Source organism: Streptomyces sp. NPDC048650, from assembly GCF_043199095.1.
Lineage (GTDB): Bacteria > Actinomycetota > Actinomycetes > Streptomycetales > Streptomycetaceae > Streptomyces.
In genome coordinates this window covers 318,133-341,357 of sequence record NZ_JBICVM010000008.1, presented here as the reverse complement: position 1 = coordinate 341,357, position 23,225 = coordinate 318,133, and the positions used below count along the sequence as shown (strand labels likewise).

Here is a 23,225-nt window from a genome sequence, read left to right as displayed (position 1 = left end):
GCTCTCGTCCTTCCACTGTCAAGCGGTCGCCGCGTCGGCCGCCGGGGTCAGCCAGCCCTGCATCGCGGAGCGGATGTCGTCAGGGATCGGGATGGGGCGGTGCGACTCGAGTGACATGCACACCAGAACGGCCTTGATCCGCACGCGTACGTCGGCCGGGTCGTCGCCGGTGCAGGAGAACCGCAGGTGGAACGAGCTGGTCCCGACCCGGTCCACCGCGAGGGCGAACCGCACGGTGTCACCCAGTCGGCTCGGCGCCAGGAAGTCGCACTCCAGCCGCACGGTCGGGATGCCGATGCGCCGCTCCTGGAAGAGGCCCGCGTAGTCGGTCCGCAGTCCGGTCTCGAACCACTCCTGGAGTATTTCGTTCATCAGCAGCAGGTACTGCGGATAGAACACGATTCCCGCGGGGTCGCAGTGGTGGAACCAGATGTGCTTGTCCCGCGCGAACATCCGTGTCGCATCGTCGCCAGCTGTGGTCTGCACGGTTTCCGGATCACTTCCGTCGCGTCGGCTGCGGGCTGCCCCTTCGGGGAGCACCTCGTCACGGAGCGTAGGCCGTGCCCGCCGCGTCCTCGCCGTCGAGGCAACAAGCTGCCATGACGGCGTGCGGACGCGGCAGGAAGGTGCCATGGCCCGGGGCACGGCCGCCGTGTCGCGCAGCATGGCTCACCCGTCGGCGCGCACCGACGGGCCCACGGTCGTGGACGACGCGGCGCGGATGCGGGTCAGCTCGGGCACCAGCGGGCGGCCCAGGGCGCCGGGGTGCTGCCGCCGCGACGCACCCGCCGCATCGCGAGGGGGGCGGCGGTGCAGCCCGACGGATCGTCGGCGGCGTCGCCCGGCACCTCGGGGGCCAAGCCCGTGGCGGTACGGGTGCGTTGGCGTGGGACCCCCGGCGTCGCCGCGCGGGCGGGCGGCGCGGGCGGCGCGGACGGCGCGGGCGGCCGGGAGACACCGCCGCGGAGGTCGACGTCGATGAGCCCGAGCGCGGTGGCCTTGACGCCGGCCTCGAAGCGGGACTCCGCGCCCAGGATCTCCATCAGGCCGGCGACGTGCCGGCGGTAGGTGCGGACGGAGATGCCCAGTTGGCGGGCGGCGACCTCGTCCTTGCGCCCCGAGCTGAGCAGCCGCAGGATCTGCGGGGTCTTCTCGTCCAGCATGTTCTGGTGGTGGCGCACGAAGGTCTCCAGGTCGCAGGCGCCCTCCCAGGCGGAGTCGAGCAGCTTGAGCAGTGGCTCGACGATGACGGGGGAGTGCACCAGGAGGCAGCTGCGGCCGTGCTTCGCCCGCCACATGAGGGCGTACCGGCGATCGAAGATCATCATTCCCTGCACGTCCACGGTGCTGATCCGGACCTGCGCGTCGTTCTCCCGGCTGATCCGCGCCAGGAACTCCTGGCGGTCGTGCCCGTCGAGTTCGTCGGGGTGGCAGATCACGGACACCGCGGTCGGCCCGTCACTGAGGGCGGCGACGCTGCCGCGGAACCGGTCGATGTCCTCGCGGGGGAAGCCGTTCATCTGCCCGTTGACGATCAGCACCTCCCTGCGGGCGGTGCGGAACATGCCTTCCGCCAGCTCGAAGTACTCGACGCCGGGGTGGTGGTCCGCCAGGTCTCCCTTGGTGGGCCCGCCGGTGACGCTCGTCAGGCGCGGGCCGATGCGGCGTTCGGCCCTGCGTACCCACTCCTCGACCTGCTGACTGGGGCTGCCTGTCACTGGTTACCTCTCTTCGACGTTGCGCAGATTGACCGTCCGGACCACCCGTCGGGGCCCGCCCTGTCCTTGGTGCGGGCCCCGGCAATCGGGGGAGGTGTCCAGCGGAGGTGGTGGGGGAGCGGGTCGGACCCGCCGGCCATCGCGTCTACGTGCGGGGAGCCAAGGGCCCGGGATCCTCGGGGCTCATCCGGACGGTGCGCCGGTCGGGAAGCGGTCGATGGCGGTCGAACGGCGGTCCCGCAGTCCGGAGTTGCGCTCGGCATGCGTCCACACCTTCCGGTCTGTTGACGGGCGGCTTCGCAGGCTCGCGGGGGGCAAGGACCTGACGACCATGTTTTCTCGGATCCCATCGGGGTCGTGACGTGCGGCAGGGCGAGGAGGAGACAACGGGCTGGGGGCTGCTTCCGGCCGCCTGAGGGCAGGAGGGAGGTATCGGGCACCGTCACGGCGACGGCACGGCAGGAGGCGACGGCAGGCCGCCCACAAGCAACGGAAGGGCACCGCACCGCGGCGTCAACCGTTGTCTGAATTCATTCGAAGTCCCCCGTCGAGTACTGGTGGAAAGCTGCGCCGGAGACCGGCGCCACAATTGCGTCCGCAGAATGGCCGATGGCTGAGAAATCGGGCCGATACGCCGCAGGCCGGCTCTGTGCCGGTCGCTCCCCGTCGGCCGCGAGCTCCACAAGATCATGGGCCTTCGCAACAGCTATGAAGTTATCCGCGGCTCCATAAGGCCGTCAAGATTATTCTGACCAGTCGGATTGTGAGCCGGAACTCCACAGCCCGGGTGTTGCGGCGGCCGACATTCCGCTTTCGGCTCCCGCGGCATCAGCATCGCTGTACAGCCCAGGACGTGCCCCCGTCTCCGTGCGCTCCGCTATCGCCCACGGGGATACCGACGGCGGGCTTCCCCGGGGTGCAGAGAATTGCACGTCGGGGGCATCTGCAAAAAATTGCATACCGGGCCTCGTGGGCAACCATTGCCACTCGGCCCGGTATGCAGAAAATTGCAGGTCAAGCTTCGGGAAACCCCCGATGCGCCCGGCCCGTCGGGTGTGCCGCGTACGCGCCGCACGGCGCCGGACACCAGGGATCCCGCCCGCCCGGGGGTGGGGCGCACCGCGGGCGGGCCAAGGAGAGTAGGACCTTTGTACCTGTTGCGGGGGCCCGTGAGAACGTACGCTTCACGGCGTCATCACGTACTCCGTTCACCACACAAGCGACCGCACTCCGACACCACGCGACGGCCCTGCGAAGCCGCGCTCGACCCTCGGCGAAACGGGCCGTGAAATCTCCGCGGACAATGGACAGATGACGGTCCGAAGGGCCTTCCGTGAATTCCCGCAGAACCGCCGTGTACCCTTTCGCAAAGAATCGGTCGACGTCCACGGCGCATACGAATTCGCCGCGCACCATATCGCCGTCCCGGCGACCCGGGTAAGTCAACGGAACGAAGGAACCGAAGGGGTTGCGGAAAATGAACACCACCGAGGACAACGACCTGTGGGTGCGCCGTTTCCATCCGGCCCCGGAGGCCGTGACCCGGCTGGTCTGCTTACCCCACGCCGGCGGTTCGGCCAGCTACTACTTCCGGGTCGCCGAGGCCCTGGCCCCGGATATCGACGTCCTGGCCGTCCAGTACCCCGGCCGCCAGGACCGCCACAGGGAACCGTGCGTCGAATCCCTCCCCGAGCTGGCCCGACAGGTCGTCCACCGGCTGCTGCCGTGGACCGACCGACCGCTGGCCCTGTTCGGGCACAGCATGGGTGCCTCCCTCGCCTTCGAGGTCGCACGGCTCCTGGAGCACGCGCACGGCGTCACCCCGGCCGCCCTGTTCGCCTCGGGCCGGCGCGCACCCTCCGCACACCGGGACGAGTTCGTCCACCGCACGGGCGACGAACAGCTCATCCGGGAGGTCCAGGAGCTCAGCGGCACCGACGCGCAGCTGCTGGAGAACGCCGAGATGCTGCGCATGGTCCTCCCGGCGATCCGCAGCGACTACAAGGCCGCCGAGACCTACCGCTACGTGCCCGGCCCCGACCTCAGCTGCCCCGTCACCGCACTGATCGGCGACACCGACCCCAGGGTCACCCTCGACGAGGCCCGCTCGTGGGCCGCCCACACCACAGGGACGTTCGACCTCAAGGTCTACGGCGGCGGCCACTTCTATCTCAACCAGCACAGCCGGGCCGTCAACCGGGAGATCTCCGCACAGCTCCTGTCCGTCACCACCGGCGCCTGAGGGCCTACCGCCATGACCCCCTCCCGCACCGGGGACCGCCCGATCCAGGGGACCGGCATGATGGCAGACGTCCTCCCGTCCACCACCATGGCCGTGGAGTGTTTCGAAGACCCGGTCACCGACTTCGAGTTGGCCCCCGAGGAGGAGCGGGTGGTCGGCCGGGCGGTGGGCAGGAGGCGGCGGGAGTTCACCACCGCACGTCTCTGCGCCCGGCGCGCGCTCACCCGCCTCGGACTGCCGCCCACGCCGGTACCGGCCGGCCCGCGCGGAGAGCCGCAGTGGCCGCGCGGCGTGGTCGGCAGCATCACGCACTGCGCGGGCTACCGCGCCGCTGCGGTCGCCCGGCACACGGACCAGGTGGCGATCGGCGTGGACGCCGAGCCCAACGGCCCGCTGCCCGAAGGCGTACTGGAGGTGATCGCCCTCCGCGAGGAGCGCCGACTGCTGACCGAACTGGCGGCCCGCGAGACCCCGGTGCACTGGGACCGAGCGCTGTTCAGCGCCAAGGAGGCCGTCTACAAGGCGTGGTTCCCGCTCGCTCCGCAGCAGCTGGGCTTCAGCGACGCGGCCCTCGCCTTCGACCCGGACCGCGGCACGTTCTCCGCGCGGTTGCTGCGGCCCGGCCCGCTCGTGCACGGCGAGCGGCTCCAGCGGTTGTCCGGACGCTGGCTGGCCCGCGACGGCCTGATCCTCACCGCCGTCACCCTGCACCACCACGCCGCCGCCTCCCCCGGACCGCCCCCACCGGCCGGGGCGTGAGCGGTTCGGGCCGGCCTCATCGACCCGACCCGGACAGGCAACGTGCGAAGACGTGGCCGTGCCCCGTGGTCACAGCCGCCTACGCCGCATGCGTCGCCGCACGCACGGGGTCTTTGGGCTTCGGCCCCGCCGTTGTTCGGCCGAACTCCGACCCCTATCGTCTCCGTATGTGGACGCCGTCCCTGTCCCGAGACGGCGCAGCCACGGTGCGGCCACGGTGCGGCGCGGCAGGCAACGGCACGGCAACGCAACCGGCGTCGTCGGTCGGCACCGAGTGGACGGGCCGTTCGGCCGAGGGGAGGGACCGCGTGGAGGTCGGCTCCGTCCTGCTGCTCGCGGCGGCGGGGGCCGCTTCCGGGCTGGCCGGGTCGATCGCGGGGCTCGCCTCGTTGTTCAGCTACCCGGCGTTGCTGGCCGCCGGTCTCCCGCCGGTGGCCGCCAATGTGACCAACACCGTGGCGCTCTTCGCGAACACGGTGGGCACCGCCGCGGGTTCGCGGGAGGAACTGCGCGGGCAGCGACCTCGGTTGCTGCGTCTCGCGGTGCTCGCGGCGGCAGGCGGCTCGGCCGGGGCGGCGCTGCTGCTGGGAACTCCGTCCGCGGCGTTCGAGAGTGTCGTGCCGTGGCTGGTCGCGCTGGGGTCGGTGCTGATCCTGGTCCGCGAGCCGCTGCGCCGCCTGGTGGCGAAGCGGCGGCCGCGCGCGGCAGGCTCGACCGTTCCGGCCGGACTGCCGCTGGCCTGCTCGGTCCTGCTGGTCGGCCTGTACGGCGGCTACTTCGGGGCCGCCGCGGGTGTGCTGATGCTGGCGGTCCTGTCCGTGTCGGCGAACGAACCACTGCCCGTGACCAACGCCGTGAAGAACATCGCCACGGGCGCGGCCAACATCACCGCGGCCGTCGCCTACGCGTTCCTCGCCCCCGTCGACTGGGCGTCCGCGGTGGCTCTCGGACTCGGCTGCCTGGTCGGGAGCCGGGTGGGGCCGGTCGTGGTGCGCAAGGTCCCCGAGACGCCGTTGCGGATCGCCATCGCCCTGGCGGGCCTAGGGCTCGCCTTCTCCTTGTGGCGCGGGTCCGGCGGCGGCTGAGTCGCCGACACGGGGCGGGCCCGCGCGACGTACCGGGCGGCAGCGCCTCGACGGTCGCCCTGACCTCCCCGCACGCTCGAGGGGGAGTGTCGCCCCGCATCGCCGGCGGGGCCCGGGCAACGCGACGCCCGTACCGACCGCTTCGCCACGGTGGCGCCCCCGCTGCGACATGCCCCGCACGTCATTCCGTCGGTGCAGACCCATTGACCTCGAGTACTCACCTCCTTAGCCTCCGTTCTTGTATATGGATGATGTCTTTATATGAAGACGAGCAGGAGAGAGGTCATGCCGGAGGCCGAGACCGTGCATGTGGCGAGGCGTCTGAGTGAGGGCATGGAGCGGGGCGTGCTGTCCTTCCCGCTGACGAGCTTTCAGGAGCGGGGAAGCCTGGACGTCGGCGCGTATCGCGGGTATCTCGAAGGCCGGATCGCGGCCGGTCCGGGCGCCGTCTTCCCCGTTTGCGGAACGGGCGAGTTCACGGCTCTGGACGAGGACGAGTATCGCGAGGCCGTCACCGCGGCCGTGACGGTGACACGGGGGCGGGTGCCGGTCGTCGCGGGGATCGGCTACGGCTGGGCCCAGGCGCTGCGGTTCGCGCGGATCGCCGAGGACGCGGGCGCCGACGCCGCACTCGTCCTCCCGCACTATCTGATCCAGGCGCCTCAGGACGGCCTGGTGGAGCAGTTGCGCAAGATCGCCGACGGGACGCGGTTGCCGCTGATCGCCTACCAGCGCGACCAGGTCGCCTTCACCGCCGACAGCCTGCGCCGCATCGCCCGCATCCCGACCGTCATCGGCCTGAAGGACGGCCACAGCGACCTCGACCGCCTCCAGCACCTCACCCTCGCCGCACCGGACGACTTCCTCTTCTTCAACGGCGCCGCCACCGCGGAGATCCAGGCCCGCGCCTACGCCGCCGTCGGCGTACCCGCCTACTCGTCAGCCGTGCACGCGTTCGCCCCGGAGATCGCGTGCGCCTTCTTCCACGCCCTCCAACGGGGGGACGCGGACAGGGCGGATGAGCTGCTGCGAGGTTTCTACGTCCCGTTCGTCGAGCTGCGCGACAGGAGGACCGGCTACGCCGTGTCGCTCGTCGAGGCGGCGGCCCGGCTGCGCGGTCTGCCCGTGGGGCCGGTGCGCGCACCGCTCACGCACCCCGCGCCGGACGACCTCGCCGACCTGCAAAAGCTGCTGGACCAGGGTCTGGAACTGGTCGGCGTCGGGCGCTGACCCCCGCCCCGGCGGTGCCCGACGGCCCGCCGCGCGGCACGCCCGTGCACCTGCCCCGTGCTCCGCCGTCATGGGCCGTCCGGCGGCTCGACGGAGCCTGCGGTGGTCCGGCGCACCGTTCATCCGATCGTCCGGCGCACAGTTCGAAGGGGAACCGACTCATGCCACTCGTCGTCGTCGGGATCAGTGTCCTGGCCCTGCTCTTCCTCATGACACGGCTCAAGCTGAACGGCTTCGCCGCCCTCCTGCTCGTCGCCGTCGGTGTCGCCCTGGTGCAGGGCATTCCCCTGGTGAAGATCCCGGACATCCTCGCGGAGGGCATCGGCGGGCAGATCGGCGACACGATGCTCACCATCGGGCTCGGCGCCATGGTCGGCCGGGTGATGGGGGACTCCGGTGCCGCCCAGCGCATAGCCACCAGGCTCCTTGCCCTCTGCGGCCCGGGCGGGGTACAGGTGGCCATGGTGCTGACCGCCATGCTCATCGGCGTCACGATGTTCTACGAGGTGGCCTTCGTCATCATCGTGCCCGTCGCCTTCACCCTGGTCAGGGTCACCCGGAAGAGCCTGCTGTGGGTCGGACTCCCGATGTCCATCGCCCTGTCCACCATGCACAGCTTTCTGCCTCCGCACCCGGGCCCGACCGCGGTCGCCTCGACCTTCCACGCCTCCGCCGGACTGACCCTGTTCTACGGCCTGTTCATCGCCGTCCCCGTCGGTGCGCTCATCGCTCTGGTGTGGCCGCGGCTCCCGTTCATCCGGGCCATGAACCCCTCCGTCCCCAAGGGCCTGGTGAGCGAACGCGTCTTCGAGGACCAGGAGATGCCGGGAACGGCCTGGTCACTGTCGGTCGCTCTGCTGCCCGTGGTGCTCATCGCGGGCGCCGCCGTCACCGACATGGCCACCTCGGCGGACACCCCGCTCGTGCACCTCGTCGAGTTCGTCGGCTCGGCGCCGATCGCGCTGCTGTTGACGCTGGTCGTCGCGATCTGGGCCTTCGGGCCGCGGATCGGCCGGAGCCTGGCGGAGGTCAGCGCCTCGTGCCGGGGAGCGGCGCAGGCGATGGCGATGATCCTGCTGGTGATCGGGGCCGGCGGCGCCTTCAAGCAGGTCCTCGTCGACGGCGGGATCTCGGACTACATCAAGGACGCCACCGACGGCTGGTCCATCTCGCCGATCGTCCTCGCCTGGCTCGTCGCCGTGATCCTCAGGGTGGCGCTGGGCTCGGCGACGGTCGCCGTCGTCACGGCGTCCGGTGTGGTGCTGCCGCTGCTCGCGGGCAGCGGGGTCCACCCCGAGATCATGGTGCTGGCCGTCTCCTGCGGCTCGATCGCCTTCTCGCACGTCAACGACCCGGGTTTCTGGATGTTCAAGGAGTACTTCAATCTGTCGGTCATCGAGGCGATCAAGGCACGTACCACCTATACGACCGTCCTCGCCGTCCTCGGCCTGGGAGGCGTCCTCCTCGTGGAACGCGCCCTGGACGCCCTCAGCCTCTGAGCGGTGCGGGTGCCGCCCACGCACCCACACGTCACCGACACCCACCCGATCACCGATCGTCGAAGGACGCCTCTCATGAGCCAGCCCGTCGTCACCCACTTCTCCGTCTATCCGGTAGCAGGCCGTGACTCCATGGCACTCAACCTCTCCGGCGCACACGCCCCGTACTTCACCCGGAACGTTCTGGTCGTCCAGGACTCCCAGGGCCGGACCGGACTGGGCGAGGTCCCGGGCGGCGAGGGCATCACCCGCACACTGCGCGAAGCGGAATCCCTGGTCGTCGGTGCGCGGGTGGGCGACTACAAGCGTGTCCTGCTCGCCATGGGGGCGCGGTTCGGCGACCGCGACGAGGCAGGGCGCGGCGAGCAGACCTTCGACCTGCGCACCACGGTGCATGCCGTGACGGCCGTCGAATCGGCGCTCCTCGACCTGCTCGGCCAGCACTTGGAGGTGCCCGTGGCCGCCCTGCTCGGGGACGGCAAGCAGCGCGATGCGGTCCGCGTCCTCGGATACCTCTTCTACGTCGGCGACCCCGGCCGGACCGACCTGGAATACGTCCGCGAACCCGACGCCCCCGTGGAGTGGTACCGCATCCGCCGCGAGGAGGCGCTGAGCCCGGAGGCGATCGTCCGACAGGCCGAGGCGACGTACGCGCGTTACGGGTTCCGTGACTTCAAGCTCAAGGGCGGCGTCCTGCCGGGCCCCGAGGAGGTCAAGGCCGTACGGGCCCTGAAGGAGCGCTTCCCGGGAGCGCGGATCACCCTCGACCCGAACGGGGCCTGGTCCCTGCGGGAAGCCGTCGAGCTGTGCCGGCCCCTGGTCGGCACGCTGGCGTACGCCGAGGACCCGTGCGGAGCCGAGGACGGCTACTCGGGCCGGGAGATCCTCGCGGAGTTCCGCCGGGCCACCGGCCTGCCCACCGCCACCAACATGATCGCGACCGACTGGCGCCAGCTCACCCACGCGTTGGCGCTGCAGTCGGTCTCCATCCCGCTCGCGGACCCGCACTTCTGGACCATGCAGGGATCGGTGCGGGTGGCCCAGTTGTGCCATGCGATGGGCCTGACCTGGGGCTGCCACTCCAACAACCACTTCGACATCTCGCTGGCCATGATGGCCCACTGCGGGGCCGCGGCCCCGGGTGACCACAACGCCCTGGACACCCACTGGATCTGGCAGGAGGGCCTGGAGCGGCTGACCGCCGAGCCCCCGCGGATCGCCGGCGGCGAGGTCGCCGTCGACGACACCCCGGGCCTCGGGGTCGAGCTCGACACGGACCGGCTGCTCGCGGCCCACGAGCTCTACCTGGAGAAGAACCTCTCCGGCCGGGACGACGCCGCCGGAATGCGCTACCTGGTGAAGGACTGGGCGTTCGACGGCAAGCGCCCCTGCCTGGTGAGGTGAACGGAGCCGACCGTGGGGCGCCTGCGTCCTCGCGGGCGTGGCGAAGCCCGACGGGCGGCGCCCGACGGGCGCCCCTCCCGTCGAAGGCGTCCTTCCGTGCGCGGTACGCGCGGCACGCGTGGTTCGCCGACACCCGCGGCAGCGCGTCGAGCGCACGCACCCGCGCCGTCGTCGGTCCCTGTCACCCGGAGGTGCCGTCGGGTATCTCCTCCAGGTTGTCCAGGAGCCACGCCTCCGCCGTCAGGAGGCGCCGCTCGACCTGCTCCGTGTCGCTGCCGTGCACGATGACGAAGCACAGGTGCGAGGCGCTGTGGAGCGTCACCGCGTCGGGCGTGAGGGTGGTGTTCACCTCGTAGTGGTGGATCCAGGGGAACGGTGGGCGGGCGGGTGCGCGCACCGGGCGGCCCTGCGGCAGGAGGGAGACCGAACCGTGCAGCCGGGCCGGCGTCGCGGACGGCACCGGGGCGAGGGGGAGGCCGCAGGAGCCGCGCAGTGCGGCGGTGTGCAGGTCCACGCCGTAGGTGGCGCGGGTGAGTGCGGGGATGCGGTCGCCGCCGACGCGTGAGGCGATTTCGCACAGCACCAGTTCGTCGTCGGGGGTGTGGAACACCTCCAGGTGGTAGGCGCCGGCGGCCGGGGTGTCGAAGGCGTCGAGCGTCCGGTCGAGGAATTCCTCGAGGCGGCGGGCGAGCGGGTCCCGGGGGTGCAGCTGGAGGGAGCCGTTGTTGTGGCCGGAGAAGACGCCGAGGCAGCTGCGCAGATAGCGGGAGGAGGCCACGAAGCGGTAGCCGTCCGCCAGCACGGCGTCGACGTGGTACATCGGTCCGTCGATGAACTCTTCGACCATGAGGTCCTCGCGCCAGGGGCGCCGGCTGAAGGCGACCATGTCGTCGTCGTCCCGCAGGACGGTGATGTCGCGGGAACCGCCCTGCTTCACCGGCTTCACCACGACCGGGAAGCCGTGCTCCTGGAGGAAGTCGGTCAGGTCGGTGAACGCCGCGAGGCGGGTGAAGCGCGCGGTGGGAACGGTGCGGCTCGCGACCTCCTTCATGACGGCCTTGTCGCGGAACGAGAGGGCGCTGGCCGGGGACTGGCCGGGGATTCCCAGGTCCTCGCGGATGCGGGCGGCGCGTTCGAGGTCGTATTCGTTGTCGGTGATGACGTGGGCGAACGGCTTCTCGCGGGCGAGCCGGCGGATCATCAGTTCCGCGTACGGTACGGACTCACAGTTCTCGACGTACTCGTAGTGGGCCAGATCCTGGGTGTGGACCAGGTCGTGGTGGCTGAACACGTACAGGTGTCCGGCCAGTTCGGGGAGCATGGCGGCGTAGTCGTGTGCCGGGCCGTAGTTGATCACTGCGACATCGTTCATGGGGTATCGGCCTCGCAATTCGTGGAGGGGCGTTGCCAGGAGGGGACAGGGCGGATGCGGCCGGCGAGGAGGGTGCCGGCCGTGGCGAGGGCGAGCCCGCCGAGGGTGAGCGGTCCGAGCTGCTGTCCGAGCAGCAGGGCGCCGAGCCCCGCCGTGCTCATCGGTACCAGGTGGAACAGGCTGCTGACCTGGCTCGTGCCGTGCCGCTGCAGCAGGCGGTAGAGCAGGCCGACGCCGACGATGGAGTTGATCAGCGCGCTCCACAGCAGCACCGGCCAGTACCCGGCAGTGAAGTGCACGTCCCAGCCCTCGGCGAGGAGTGCGGGGACCAGCGTCACGAGCGAGGCGGTCAGGAGCTGTACGGCACTGCCGCCGATCGGTGACATCGCTCCGCAGAACCGCTTCTGGTAGACGGTGCCGGCCGAGATGCCCAGCAGGCCCAGGACGAGGAAGCCCAGGCCGGGCAGCGAGCCGCCGGCGGGGTGGATCCCCTCGGCCACCGCCAGGGCGACTCCGCCGAGGCCGAGGACGAGGCCGAGGAACTGGCCCGGTGAGACCCGCTCGTGGAGCACCGGCACCGCCAGCAGCGACGCGGTCAGCGGGTAGAGGGCGATGATCAGGGCCGCGAGCCCGGAGGGTACTCCGAGGTCCATGCCCACATAGATGCTGGAGAACTGCACCGCCTGGACGAGCGTTCCGGCGACGGCCACATGTGCCAGCAGGCGCCCTCGGGGCAGCCGCTCGCGGCGGAGCAAGGTGAGGGCCAGCAGGGCCAGCCCGGCGAGGGCGAAGCGCAGGGTGGCGAAGGTGTACGGCGCCGCGTGCCGCAGGCCGAGCGTGCCGGAGAGGAAGCCCGAACTCCAGACCAGGACCAGCGCCGCACGACCGGGCAGGCCGGCGGTGCGGCGGCCTGCCGTGAGCCGTAAGGCGCCTTCGGCGGGTGCGGGGGGACTCTTCATCGTGGCTCCCTGTGCGATGGCGTTCGGTGTCTAGTGTTCAGTAAATTGCACACTAGAACAAAATATCGTCCATGGTGAGATGTGGCAGGGACCGGGGCCGGACGGCGAAAGGCCCCACGGACGCGTGTCCGTGGGGCGGCTGGGGGGAGAAGCGAAGGGGGCGGCGGGCTCAGTAGAGACTGGAGAAGAGGACCACGACCATCTGGGCCGGCTCGTCGGTGTCGTTGCGGAAGCTGTGCGGATGGCCGGCCGACCACTGGATGCAGTCACCGGCGCCCAGCCGGTGGTCCACGCCGTTGTAGCGGGCCACCAAGGAGCCCCGGGTGACGGTGACGAGGTCGGAGCCCTCGTGCTGGAGGTCCTCGGTGAGGCCGCTGTGCGGAGCGAAGTCCCCCGTGACCATCTGGTAGCCGAACTCCGGGGATCGCAGTACCCGGTAGACGACACCCGGGGCGCGGTTCAGGATCTCCTGCTGCTCCCGGGGGAAGACGGAGGGGGTGGCCCGCCCCCGGGAGAATCCCAGGAACGAGCCGACATCGTGGTCGAAGACCTTGGCGAGGCGACCGAGCCGCTCCAGGGCGATATCGGTCTCACCACGCTCCAAAGAGGCCAGGAAGGAAACCGACAGCCCGCACTCGGCGGCCACTTGGCGCAACGACATCCCCTTGTGCGTACGGAGCCGGTGCAGCACCTCGCCGGGCGGCGGGAAACCGAGTTCCGGATCCCGTGGGGCGCGAGGGGAGGGGTCCGGGGCAGCCATGCCTCGATCCTAGAGGAGCGCCGTCCGGCAGGAGCGCCGGCCGACGCCCCGGCCCCCTCGCGCCCGCCGTTGCGCCCCCGCCCCGTGCGGCCGCCTCAGTACCGGCCCTGTGTCAGCGCGACCGAGTCGGGCACTTCGACCTCCTCGGGTGCGCTCAGCGGCATCAGGCCGCGGATCTGCTGGACGACGTACTGCGCCGACATCATGGCGCCCTCCTGCCAGCCGGGCAGTGGGGAGATCTGGTCACCGGTGACGTAGAACGCGTCGGAGCCCTCCGGCGCGAGCAGGCGCTTGTAGGCCGCCTTGTGGGCGTCGACCTTCGGTTTCCACGCCGCCCAGCCGCCCAGCTGATAGGGCACCTTGTGCCAGGCGATGGTGACGCCCTTGTCGTCGGGGACGAGCTTTCGGTCCCCGAACTCGGGGTGCAGCTCGGCGGCGCCCTCGCGGGCCAGCTCCAGGCGTTCGTCGGGTGGCAGGTCCCCGAGGGCGCCCGCTTCGTCCTTGAAGTTGTAGGCGCCGGTCAGGGTTCCCTTGTCGGAGAAGTAGTCGTTCGACGGGTACCACAGCTGGGTGATGTTGTGGCCGGTCCAGCTGATCCCGCCGTAGATCCCCTCGGTCTCGTAGGTGCGGTCGAGGTCGCCCTCCCAGAAGCGGCGATTGGCCTGCCAGCCGACCTTGCAGGTCTTCTCGAAGGGCACGGCGGTGATGGCCTTGTGGAACGCCTCCGAGAAGTTGTTGCGCCGGATGCCGAGGAGCACCGGGAAGGGAATGTTGCTGACGCAGTACCGCGCGTCGGCGTGGAACTCCGCGCCGCCCTTGCGGTAGTCGACACCGACCCCGGTGCCGTCCCCCTCGGCGATCTCGATGCGGAAGACCTCGGCGCCGAGCACGAAGGTCGCGCCGGCCCGCTTGGCCTCCCGGGCCAGCGCCTTGACGATGTGGTCCATGCCGCCGACCGGCTGGAACATCGTGTCCTGCCAGAGGTGGTCGACCGGCTGGTAGAAACGGGCCTTCCAGAAGCCCGAGTTCACCAGGTCCTCGAAGGACAGCGGCGGAGCCGGCACGGGCCACTCCGCGATCTCGGGCAGGCTGAGATAGCCCGAGCGGGTGGAGCCGCGGTACTTGCCGTTCTCGTCCAGGTCGCCGAACGCGCCCAGCAGCTCGCGCAGTTCACCCGTGAAGGCGTCGAGGCCGATGAGGTTCTCGGCGAGCTGTTGCGCCAGGTGGCCCCGGGTGTCGTTCGCCACCCGGCGGTTGGGCCAGGCGGTGGGCGCGTGGGGCGGGCGGACCCGGTTCGCCGTGGTCTCCATGACGTACGGCTCCAGCTCCACGCCGAAGTCCCGGCAGTACTTGAGCACCCTGCGGTGGTGGTACGGGATCCGGCCGGGGCCCAGGTTGAGGTACAGGTCGTCGTCGAAGGCGCAGGTGTGCATGAGCGCGGGGCGGCCGTCGGCGTCCAGCTCGTAGAGCTCGTCGCCCGTGCGCGCGGTGCGGTTGCGGCCGCCGACGCGGTGCTGTGCCTCCAGCACGGTGACCCGGTAGCCGCGCACACTGAGCTCGTACGCGGCGGTCAGGCCCGCGACGCCGGCGCCCAGGATCAGCACCTCGGGTCCACCGCCCGGGCTCTCGCCGGGCTGTTCGGCGGTGCCGGTCCAGCCGTTCGTCTGAGGTCCGGCCAGGCCGCTCATGGCGTGCCGCAGAGCCTTGGCCGAGTCGCCGGCGGGGGCGTGCACCGGCGCCGGACGGGGTCTGTCGGGGGTCATCCCACGTTCCCTTCGGAAGAGGTTCCGGCGGACGGCGGACAGTTCTCGGCGATCTTGTACTTGAGCGCCTCGGGATAGTCGTGCCGCGCGAACTCCACGCGTACGACGAGGGGGCCCTGGTTGACGGCGTGGGTGGGGTCGGCGATCTGCCGGAGCAGGATGGCGAGATCGTCGTGGGTGCCCACGGCAGCGCCGCTCATCGGGTGCTTGGCGGAGCCGAAGACCGCCGCGAGCTCCTCGTACTTCCACGGAAGCAGCTCGTTGTAGAAGTCGGCGCCGTCGTCCTCGGGCTTCCCGTCCTTGTAGTAGCAGGGGTGGACGAGCATCTGCTCGATGCCGTAGAAGCCCTTGTTGTCCAGGACGAACACCACCGGGCGCAGATCGTTCCGCACCTGCGTGGACATCTCCTGGCACGTCTCCTGGAACGACCCGTCACCGACGAAGACCAGGGGGCGTTTGCGGGTGCCGCTGCGGGCCAGCGCCACCCCGGTGGCCGCGCCCACCGAGTAGCCGATGGACAGCCAGCTGTTCTGCGCCACGTACGAGGCGCGCTCGGTCATCCGCAGATTCATCGAGCCGATCAGCGCGAACGCGGCGTCACTGACCACGGTGAAGGGGGTGGTGCGTCCGCCGGGCCCTTCGGTGGCGCACTCCTGGAGGAAGGCGTTGATGTGCCGGAAGAAGCTGTCGTACGTCACGCTCTTCGGGTAGGGGCCGCCCGTCAGCGTCGCCAGATAGGCGGCGGTGTCGGCAGGGACGTCGAGGCCGTCCCGGCGGGCGTCCGCGTAGTAGTCGGCGGCGAAGCGGCCGGCCCCGAACTCCGCGACGAAGGCGTCACGCAGCGCGGGGACGAATCGGTCCAGCCGGACGCCGGGGAAGTAGGCGGCGCCGACGTGCACCCCCTCGTGGGCCGCCACCGCCCAGTCCTCGCCGATCGACCGCATCCCGCCGAGGTTCTTCGAGGTCGCCCAGGAGCCCAGCCCGATGCGGCAGCCGGCGTTCTGGAAGACCTCGGCCACGTCCGGATTGCTGGCCTTGCCGTTGTAGACACCGCAGAAGCCCTTGGTGTCCTCGGAGATGACGGACTTGGCGCCGACGGTGGTGCAGTAGGGGATGCCCGTCGCCCGGACCAGTTCCGCGAACTCGTCGGCCAGGTTGAGGCGGCCGATCTCCTCGCCGGCCCACAGGATCGGGCGCAGGCCGTGATCCTGCACCAGCTGCACGCACGCCGCGACGGCCGCGTCCAGCATGCGCGCGTTCCGTTCGGTGAGCGGCCGCTCGCGGCGCGCGAGACGGCCGCGCGGCGCGGGGCACCGTGCCGTCCACACGTCTTCCATGACCTCCAGATAGACCGGCCGGCGGTGGGTCAGGCAGGCGGTGAGGGCGCCGTCGATCTGGCCGGGGGCGAGAGCGGGGTCGGAGAGGGCCTGGGCGTCGACCGTCACCTGGCGGTAGACCTCGAGATTGCTCTCCGGGCGCTGCGACATGTGCGAGGTGAGCAGGCCGATCGCCCGCTGGTTGAGCCATTCCTCGTAGGTGGGGGCCGCGTTGATCGCGATCAGCGGGATGTACTCGGTGTAGCCGCCGCCGATCGCGTTGAGGAGGTTGAACGCGCCCACGCCGTAGGTGACCGCGACGGCGCCGATGCCCTGCTCGCCGAGCGCGATCTGCGCGTCGGCGACCTTCGCCCGGGTGTAGCCGTCCGCGGCCTGGCCCGCACCGCCCTCGGTCGGGGTGCCCACCCACCGCACCCGGGTCTTGTCGTGCAGGGTCGACAGGAACGGCCCGAGGTGGTTGCCCGGGACGCCGAACAGATGGGTGATGCCGAGCTGTTCCAGCCGGACGGCCAGGTACTCGGCAACCGTGCAGGTCTGTGTGGTGGTCATGTGGCCAACACGCCCTCTCGCGGCTCGTCCGACGGTGCCCCCGCGCCGCGGCGCTCGCGCGGTGCCTCGGCCGGGAGGTCGACGGCGCCCCGACCCGTCAGGGGGGCCTCGTTGACGGCGATGGCGGCGCGTACGGCCGTCTCCACCGCGCCCTCGATCCAGGCGTGCTTGAGGGAGACGTGCTCACCGGCGAAGTGCACCGGCCCTTCCGCCCGGACCACGTCGAGGTGGAAGCTGGTCATCTGGTGCGGGGTGTAGACCGCCGCCTCGCCGCAGGCGTAGGGGTCGCGCAGCCAGCTCTGGGTCCGGCCCGCCCCGGTGTAGAAGACCTCGATCCGGCGGCCGTGCACCGACTGCATGTTGCGCAGCGCGTAGCCGTAGCGCTCGTGGTCCGGCATGGAGTCCCAGCGCGCGGCGTCGTCCGACCAGGAGTAGGCGGCGAGCACCACGCCTCCCGGGCTGCCGGACACGGCGTGCGAGGGGTAGTACATGAAGCGGTTGGGATTGTCGGTGGTGGAGCCGCCGCCGTAGGCGTGGGTGGCCGGCCGCACACCGCCGCACAGCGAGGAGTTGCGGAAGTAGTCCACCTGCTCCTGGCTGATGGCTGTCTCGTCCACGCTCGGGTGGGCGCCGAGCAGCCCGGTGGGCAGGTCGCGCACGCCCTGCGGAACGGCCATGGCGGCCTCGGCCTGGTCCTCTCCCCAGCGCTGGTAGAAGTCGTAGAGGCCGGGGTCGATGGCGTCCAGCTCCTCCTTCCACTGCTTCTCGGTGAACTCCCACCAGCGGCGCGAGAACTCCAGGAGCACCTTCGTCGCCTGGTCGTAGTGCGTCTCGATGACCGCGCGGCGCTTCTTGTACGAGAACGGCGGGGTCACCGCGGTGAAGCGCAGGCTGGAGAAGGGGATGGTGACGATCGCCAGATCGCCGGTCCACGTCCGCGGCTCGCTGTACGGCTCCAGCTCCGGCACGGTCTGGATCGCGACCGCGGGCCCGTGCGGCCCGGTGTCCGTGCCGTGGGCGCCGTCCCGGCCCGGGTCGTAGTACTCCAGCCGGACCATCCGGTGACCCATCACGATCTGGTCGCGCAGCTCCTTGGCCAGGGCCTCCGGAAGCATCCGGCTGCCGCCCTCGATCTCCCAGTACGTGGCCGTCGGATCGATGTCGCTGCGGCCCAGGAAGCTGTGGAAGAACGCAAGGTGCAGCCGCGACGTCATGTTCTCGATCGTCCCGGCCGCCTCGACGGCCTCGTCGCTGAACCCGGCGTACTCGCGCAGGAATCGGCCCATCGAGTAGCCGTCGAAGTCACGGATGACGTCGGCCCAGCCGTCGAGCCACTCCTGGAAGGGCTTGTTGACCCGCTTGCCGTCGTCGAGGAGTTCGGAGTAGTAGTCGCGCACCGGCTCCAGCGCCTGGTTGACCATGTCCGAGACGGTCAGCCGCGACTCGCAGCCGGTGAGGTGGAAGCCCTCGTTGATCCCGGAGGGATCCGCGGCGTAGCGGGCCCGCCGGGTCTGTTCGCGGTTGGTGCGGATCCAGGTCTGGTTGCGCTTGTCCGGCTCCCGGAAATCGGGGCTGGCCTCGCCGTTCTTCCAGACCTTGCCGTCCTTGAACGAGCGGTAGACCACGGGAGGGACGCGGGCTTCCTGGTTGCCGGTCGACGGATCGATGTCGACGTTGAAGAACAGCCGCCGCTTCAGGCCCAGCTTGTCGACCAGCGCCAGCGTCAGGGGGTGGAAGCTGGGCAGCCGCATGGCCCCCGCCTCCGCGTACTGCGCGGGGTCCCGGAACGGCGGCTTCTCGCCCTTCTTGGCGTAGAAGGTCTTGATGCGGCCGCCGACCCGGTTGGTGTTGGCCTCCAGGATCGTCACATCGTGCCCGGCGCGGGTCAGCAGCGTGCCGGCGACCAGGCCGGCGATGCCCGCGCCGACGATCAGCACGCGTTTGCGCTCGGCGGGCGGAGCCAGCCCCTTGTCGATGAGGACGTCCAGATAGCGCAGCCTGAGGTCCTCGTTGGCCGGCTCGGGGCCGATCAGCAGCAGTTCACGCGCCAGCTGCTGATAGGTCTTGGTGTGGGCACGCTCGGCACCGGTGGTGTCCCTGCGGGTGGTGTTGTCCATGGCGCGCTCAGCCCTTCTCGTGCCGGGAGGGGTGTGCGGCCGGCCGCCGCGGGGCGGTGGGCGGGGGGATCACCGCATCCGTCGCGTCGGCCTCGGTGGTGCCGTTGATCTGCTCGACGTCCGGCACCGCGGCCGGACGCACTGAGGTAGTGGTCACTGCTCTCCTTCGCAGGGGCTTCGCGCAGGGGCGCGGGGCGTGCGCGCAGGCGGAATGACGCCTTCCGGTGGGGGGACGGCGTAAGAGGCGCAAGGCACACCGAGGTCGGCCGGTGCACGGCTTGCGGTGTCAGCCGAGCATCGAATCGACCGGCCCGCAGAAGGAGCGGCGCCAACTGGAGCACCGGGCCTACCCGATCCGGTGAGCCGCCCCGGGACGCGGGGGCGGCTCACCGGGCTCGCTGCACCGCGGCGACCACCGCGGTCAGGGCTTCCGCACCGTCAGCCGACGGGCGGGACACGGCCGGTTCGCCGTGTTCCCGGCCCGCTCGTGCCGTGCGGGGCAAGGGACGCACGGCTCCCTTCGTGGCGGCCGGCGATGCCGGGACCGCCCCCGGTTCACGGAATCAGCTGCTCCGTCCACAGGGTCTTGCTGCCCGAGCTGGTGTAGCGGGTGCCCCAGCGGTGGGCCATGGCGCCGACGAGCTGGAGTCCGCGGCCGCTCTCGTCCATCAGGGCCGCATGGCGTACCCGTGGGGCGGACTGGCTGCCGTCGTAGACCTCGCAGGTCAGGGTGGTGCCGCGGATCAGGCGCAGGCCGACGGGGCCGGTGGCGTGCCGGACGGTGTTGCCGATCAGTTCGCTGACGATGAGCTCGGTGGGCATGATCAGGTCCGGCAGCCCCCACGCGGTCAGCTGACCACGGATCAGTTTGCGGGCGGTGCCCGCGGAGGACGGCTCGAAGGGCAGGTCCCAGGAGGCGATGTCGCCGGCGGGCAGCCGGTGGACCCGCGCGGCCAGGATGGCCGCGTCGTCCGAAGGGTGCCCGGCGGGCCGGGGCAGCGCCTGGGTCACCGTGTCGCAGAGGTTCTGCAGCCACTCCGCGTCGTCACCGGGGCCCCGCGCGCCGGCACCGTGCTGCCCCGGGGCGGCGGTCGCGAGGACGCCGGCGAGTCCGGCCAGCCCGCCCCCGGGGTCCGAGCCGGCCAAGCACACCAGGCCGTCGGTGTACAGCACGAGCAGGCTGCCCTCCGGCAACGTGATCTGGGTGCTCCGGTAGGGCATCTGGGCGGTGCCCAGCGGCGGTCCCACCTCGAGGTCGACGAAGTACGGCCGCCCGCCGGGAGGGACGACCGCCGGCGGCGGATGGCCCGCGCTGGCGAGCGTGCATACGCCGGTGGTGGGGTCGTAGACCGCGTACAGGCAGGTCACGTACTGGTCGTCGCCGAGTTCGCCCGCGATGTCGTTGAGGTGGGCGAGCATCTCCTCGGGCGGATGGTCCAGGGTGGAGAGCGTCGAGACGGCGGTGCGCAGGCGGCTCATGGTGATGGCCTCGCGCAGCCCGTGCCCCATCACATCGCCGATCACCAGGGCGACCCGCTCCGCGGACAGCGGGATGGTGTCGTACCAGTCGCCGCCCACCTCGCAGTGGTCACCGGCCGGGCGGTACCGGGCCGCGGCACTCAGCGCCGGCAGCTCGGGCAGCAGGGACGGCAGGAGGTGCTGCTGGAGCTGCCGGGCGCGGTTGTGCTCGCTGTCGTACAGCCGGGCCCGCTCCAGGGCCTGGGCGACCAGGCCGCTCAGCGCGATCAGCAGACCGCCGTTGTCGTTGCTGAAGGGCTGCGGGCGGTCGAAGGCGAGCAGGCAGCTGCCGACGTGCCGGCCGCTGGCGACCAGCGGCAGCATCGCCCAGGTGAGGGCGCCGTCGGCGTCCGCCAGCCCGGCCAGGGCCGGATAGCGGTGGACGAGTTCCGCCGCAGAGGAGAGGAAGCGCGGCGCACGGTCGGCGAGCAGCGCGCCGGCGTCCTGGTGGCGCAGTCGCTCCAGGAGGTCCGGTGGATAACCGACGGCGCCCACCAACCGCAGCCGGTCGTCGGTCATGGCGTGCACCAGTACGCCGTTGGCCCCGAACGGCGGCAGGATCTGCGCCGCCACCGCGTCGACCACGTCCTGGGTCGTCAGCGCCTGCGCCAGCGCGTCCGTCAAGGCGCTGATGCGGCGGGCCCGTTCGGCCGCGGCCCGCTCGGCGTCCACCTCCGCGGTCACGTCCGCCACATAGACCACCAGATAGGGCTCCACCACCACCAGCCGCAGCCGCTGCCAGGTCTCCCCGACCTGGACGACCGCCGTCAGCGGGCGGTCGCTGCGCACCGCCTCCTCGAAGTGCGCCTTGAGCTCCCCCTCCTCGAGGCCGGCCACCGCCTCCCAGGGGGCCCGCCCCACCAGCGCCACCGGTTCCGAACCGAGCAACTGTGCCTGGGAGTTGGCGTACAGCACCCGCCAGTCCGCGGGATCGACGATCAGGAAGGCGTCCGGCATATGGCCGAGGACCCGGGTGACCACCTGCTCGGTCATCCGGGTGGCGGTGGTGTCCCAGCCGGTGCCGGTCATCCGCAGCGGCGTGCCGTCCGGGGCGTACGTGGTGTGGCCGCGGAGTTCGACCCAGCCCACCCGGCCGTCGAGCGCGCGCACCCGGTACTCGACCGAGTACACCTCGTGTGCGGCGATCGCATGCTTGATCGCCGACAACACCCCCGCCAGGTCGTCGGGGTGCACCCGCTGCATCCACGTCTCGACCCGGCTGTCCCACTCGTACAGTCCGGCGACTCCGGCGATGGTCTCCAACGCGGCGTCGTCCAGGAGGAGTTCGCCGGTGACCAGATCCCATTCCCAGGTGGCGACCCGGACTCCCGCCATGGCCTCCCGCAGCCGCGAGCCGGAGCCCGTCCACCACGGGAGCAGCCCGCCGGCGGGGGTGTCCGCCTTCGTGAGGGCCTCCCCGGTCACCTCGGCCAGCCGCGTGAGGAACCGCAGCCGGTCCGCGTCCGGGGCCTCGGCGGTGAGCAGCGCCAGGGTGCCCGCCGGGCCGTTCGCGCCCGGCAGCGGCAGTGCCAGCGCGCCCGCCGCCCCGACCCCCGCGAGCACCTCGGGGGCGCCGTCGGCCGAGGGTGTGTCGTCCGGCCGTCGCGACGCGACCCAGACCGGGCGCCTCTCCCGCGCCGCGCGGGCCGGCGCGGCGGGCCCGTCCAGCTCCAGGGCCTCCCACGGCCGCGCCACGCTCTGCGGCAGACCGCCCAGCGCCGCGAGTTGCAGCTTCCCCGTCGCCGGCCCGCCCAGATGCGCCACGCCGCCCAGCGCCCCGGCCGCTGCCACCGCCTGCTCCAGCGCCAGCCGCAGCAGTTCCACCTCGTCCAGGTCGCCCGCCGTGCAGGCCGAGTCGAGCAGAGTGAGCCGTGCGCCGTCCGTCCCGGAAAAACGCGATTCCTGATGACGGCTCTGATCCATCGCTTCGCCTCTCAGCGGACGGTTCTGCACAGCACGTATCCATCCATCAACCCATACTTCCGCAACTGCACCACTGATCGCCGCGGACCCGCAGGGATTTGAGGAGGATAAACGCGCGCCGGGGGCCGTGGCCAACGCTTGACGAGAGGCGTGTGGCCGCTTCTTGACGTCGTGGCGAGAATTCGTCGGTGGGTGCTGACCAGCCGACTTACTTCCCCTGCCGAGAAGCGGATTCCGGCACTCGGGAACCTCCGGGCGCGAGACGGCGGCGCACGGCTTCCGGAGTGCGCCCGGGCGCACGGCGGACCCCGGGCGGACGGGTCAGGTGCGGGCCGATGTCGATCCACCGCAGGGCCGCGACGAGAGGCCGGTCGCGGTTCTCGGGGAGCCGGCGAGCGCCGCGGTCCACGGCCGCGGATCGGTGACCTCGGCGTAGCGGACACCGGGCCGTGGCGAGTGCGGGCCGGCCGCCTGCGGCGGGAACCGGACGCGGATGCCCTCGCCCGGCGCGACGACGGGCAGGGCGGATTCGTCGTCGGTGACGCGGTGCGAGGTGCAGCGGACGGGGGAGCCGTCCGGGCGCGGGTCGGCGGACCAGAAGTCCCGCCGGACCCTGGGGATTTCGAGGGACCGGCCGATGTGCGGCCGGACAGCGGGATCGGCGAGGGTGAGCGCCCCGATCGGGGAGAACGCCGCCTGCGACAGGGCAACACGCTGCGCGGAACAGCGGAGGTGCAGCTCCTCGGCGAGGGTGCGGAAGGGGTGCAACTGATGTGCGCTCGGGACGCCTTGACGTCCGGCGGCCGATGTCTGTTCCGTCTGGTCGGTCAGGGAAAACCCCACCGAGCGGGCTCCCTGCCGCGCTCCGGCGGCGCTCTGTGCCCGCCTGGCCGGGCGGGGCTCCGGGCCACGTACCTGCCGGTCCATGAGGGCGAGGAGGGCGAGGAGGGCGAGGAGGGCGTGTGCGCGTTCCGCGGGGTGCACCGGCAC

17 protein-coding genes are annotated in these 23,225 nt (G+C 71.5%); 6 read left to right on the top strand and 11 right to left on the bottom strand.

Annotated elements, in window-relative coordinates; translation table 11 throughout:
* Window positions 1-18: 18 nt before the first annotated feature.
* Window positions 19-486 (bottom strand): acyl-CoA thioesterase, encoded by a 468-nt coding sequence (locus ACGFML_RS24315; RefSeq protein ID WP_393546933.1) that lies wholly within the window; start codon window positions 484-486, stop codon window positions 19-21.
* 242 nt (window positions 487-728) lie between these two features.
* Window positions 729-1,718: a hypothetical protein gene (locus tag ACGFML_RS24310; protein WP_393546931.1), complete on the bottom strand. Its 990-nt coding sequence runs from the start codon at window positions 1,716-1,718 to the stop codon at window positions 729-731.
* Window positions 1,719-3,195: 1,477 nt separating this feature from the next.
* Between ACGFML_RS24310 and ACGFML_RS24305 the strand changes: the two genes are divergently transcribed.
* The 6 genes from ACGFML_RS24305 (at window position 3,196) to ACGFML_RS24280 (ending at window position 9,937) form a co-directional block, all read left to right on the top strand.
* Complete coding sequence (locus tag ACGFML_RS24305) at window positions 3,196-3,960, top strand: thioesterase II family protein (protein ID WP_393546929.1); 765 nt, start codon at window positions 3,196-3,198, stop codon at window positions 3,958-3,960.
* A 12-nt stretch (window positions 3,961-3,972) separates the two neighbouring features.
* A complete protein-coding gene (locus tag ACGFML_RS24300; protein WP_393546927.1) occupies window positions 3,973-4,719 on the top strand; it encodes a 4'-phosphopantetheinyl transferase in 747 nt (248 codons plus the stop codon).
* Between the two features lie 308 nt (window positions 4,720-5,027).
* Window positions 5,028-5,804, top strand: a complete 777-nt coding sequence (locus ACGFML_RS24295) for a sulfite exporter TauE/SafE family protein (protein ID WP_393546926.1) — start codon at window positions 5,028-5,030, stop codon at window positions 5,802-5,804.
* A 285-nt stretch (window positions 5,805-6,089) separates the two neighbouring features.
* Complete coding sequence (locus ACGFML_RS24290; RefSeq protein WP_393546924.1) at window positions 6,090-7,034, top strand: 5-dehydro-4-deoxyglucarate dehydratase; 945 nt, start codon at window positions 6,090-6,092, stop codon at window positions 7,032-7,034.
* A 161-nt stretch (window positions 7,035-7,195) separates the two neighbouring features.
* A complete protein-coding gene (locus ACGFML_RS24285) occupies window positions 7,196-8,533 on the top strand; it encodes a gluconate:H+ symporter (protein WP_393546922.1) in 1,338 nt (445 codons plus the stop codon).
* Between the two features lie 75 nt (window positions 8,534-8,608).
* Window positions 8,609-9,937, top strand: a complete 1,329-nt coding sequence (locus ACGFML_RS24280) for an enolase C-terminal domain-like protein (protein ID WP_393546921.1) — start codon at window positions 8,609-8,611, stop codon at window positions 9,935-9,937.
* A 181-nt stretch (window positions 9,938-10,118) separates the two neighbouring features.
* Here ACGFML_RS24280 and ACGFML_RS24275 read toward each other — a convergent pair whose 3' ends face one another.
* The 9 genes from ACGFML_RS24275 to ACGFML_RS24235 form a co-directional block, all read right to left on the bottom strand.
* The gene (locus ACGFML_RS24275) at window positions 10,119-11,309 is read right to left on the bottom strand and encodes an acetyl-CoA carboxylase biotin carboxylase subunit family protein (RefSeq protein WP_393546919.1); all 1,191 of its coding nucleotides are present in this window, start codon (window positions 11,307-11,309) and stop codon (window positions 10,119-10,121) included.
* A complete protein-coding gene (locus ACGFML_RS24270; protein ID WP_393546917.1) occupies window positions 11,306-12,268 on the bottom strand; it encodes a DMT family transporter in 963 nt (320 codons plus the stop codon). The genes ACGFML_RS24275 and ACGFML_RS24270 overlap by 4 nt, the downstream gene beginning before the upstream one ends.
* A 169-nt stretch (window positions 12,269-12,437) precedes the next feature.
* Window positions 12,438-13,028: a cupin domain-containing protein gene (locus ACGFML_RS24265; RefSeq protein ID WP_393546915.1), complete on the bottom strand. Its 591-nt coding sequence runs from the start codon at window positions 13,026-13,028 to the stop codon at window positions 12,438-12,440.
* 95 nt (window positions 13,029-13,123) lie between these two features.
* Window positions 13,124-14,791, bottom strand: coding sequence for a flavin monoamine oxidase family protein (locus ACGFML_RS24260; protein WP_393546913.1), 1,668 nt, complete (start codon window positions 14,789-14,791; stop codon window positions 13,124-13,126).
* Complete coding sequence (locus ACGFML_RS24255) at window positions 14,788-16,677, bottom strand: alpha-keto acid decarboxylase family protein (protein WP_393546911.1); 1,890 nt, start codon at window positions 16,675-16,677, stop codon at window positions 14,788-14,790. The genes ACGFML_RS24260 and ACGFML_RS24255 overlap by 4 nt, the downstream gene beginning before the upstream one ends.
* Window positions 16,674-18,794, bottom strand: coding sequence for a flavin monoamine oxidase family protein (locus tag ACGFML_RS24250; RefSeq protein ID WP_393546909.1), 2,121 nt, complete (start codon window positions 18,792-18,794; stop codon window positions 16,674-16,676). The genes ACGFML_RS24255 and ACGFML_RS24250 overlap by 4 nt, the downstream gene beginning before the upstream one ends.
* Window positions 18,795-18,801: 7 nt before the next feature.
* A complete protein-coding gene (locus tag ACGFML_RS24245; protein WP_393546907.1) occupies window positions 18,802-18,951 on the bottom strand; it encodes a hypothetical protein in 150 nt (49 codons plus the stop codon).
* Window positions 18,952-19,349: 398 nt separating this feature from the next.
* Complete coding sequence (locus tag ACGFML_RS24240) at window positions 19,350-22,235, bottom strand: SpoIIE family protein phosphatase (RefSeq protein ID WP_393546905.1); 2,886 nt, start codon at window positions 22,233-22,235, stop codon at window positions 19,350-19,352.
* A 321-nt stretch (window positions 22,236-22,556) separates the two neighbouring features.
* A complete protein-coding gene (locus ACGFML_RS24235; protein ID WP_393546903.1) occupies window positions 22,557-23,225 on the bottom strand; it encodes a hypothetical protein in 669 nt (222 codons plus the stop codon).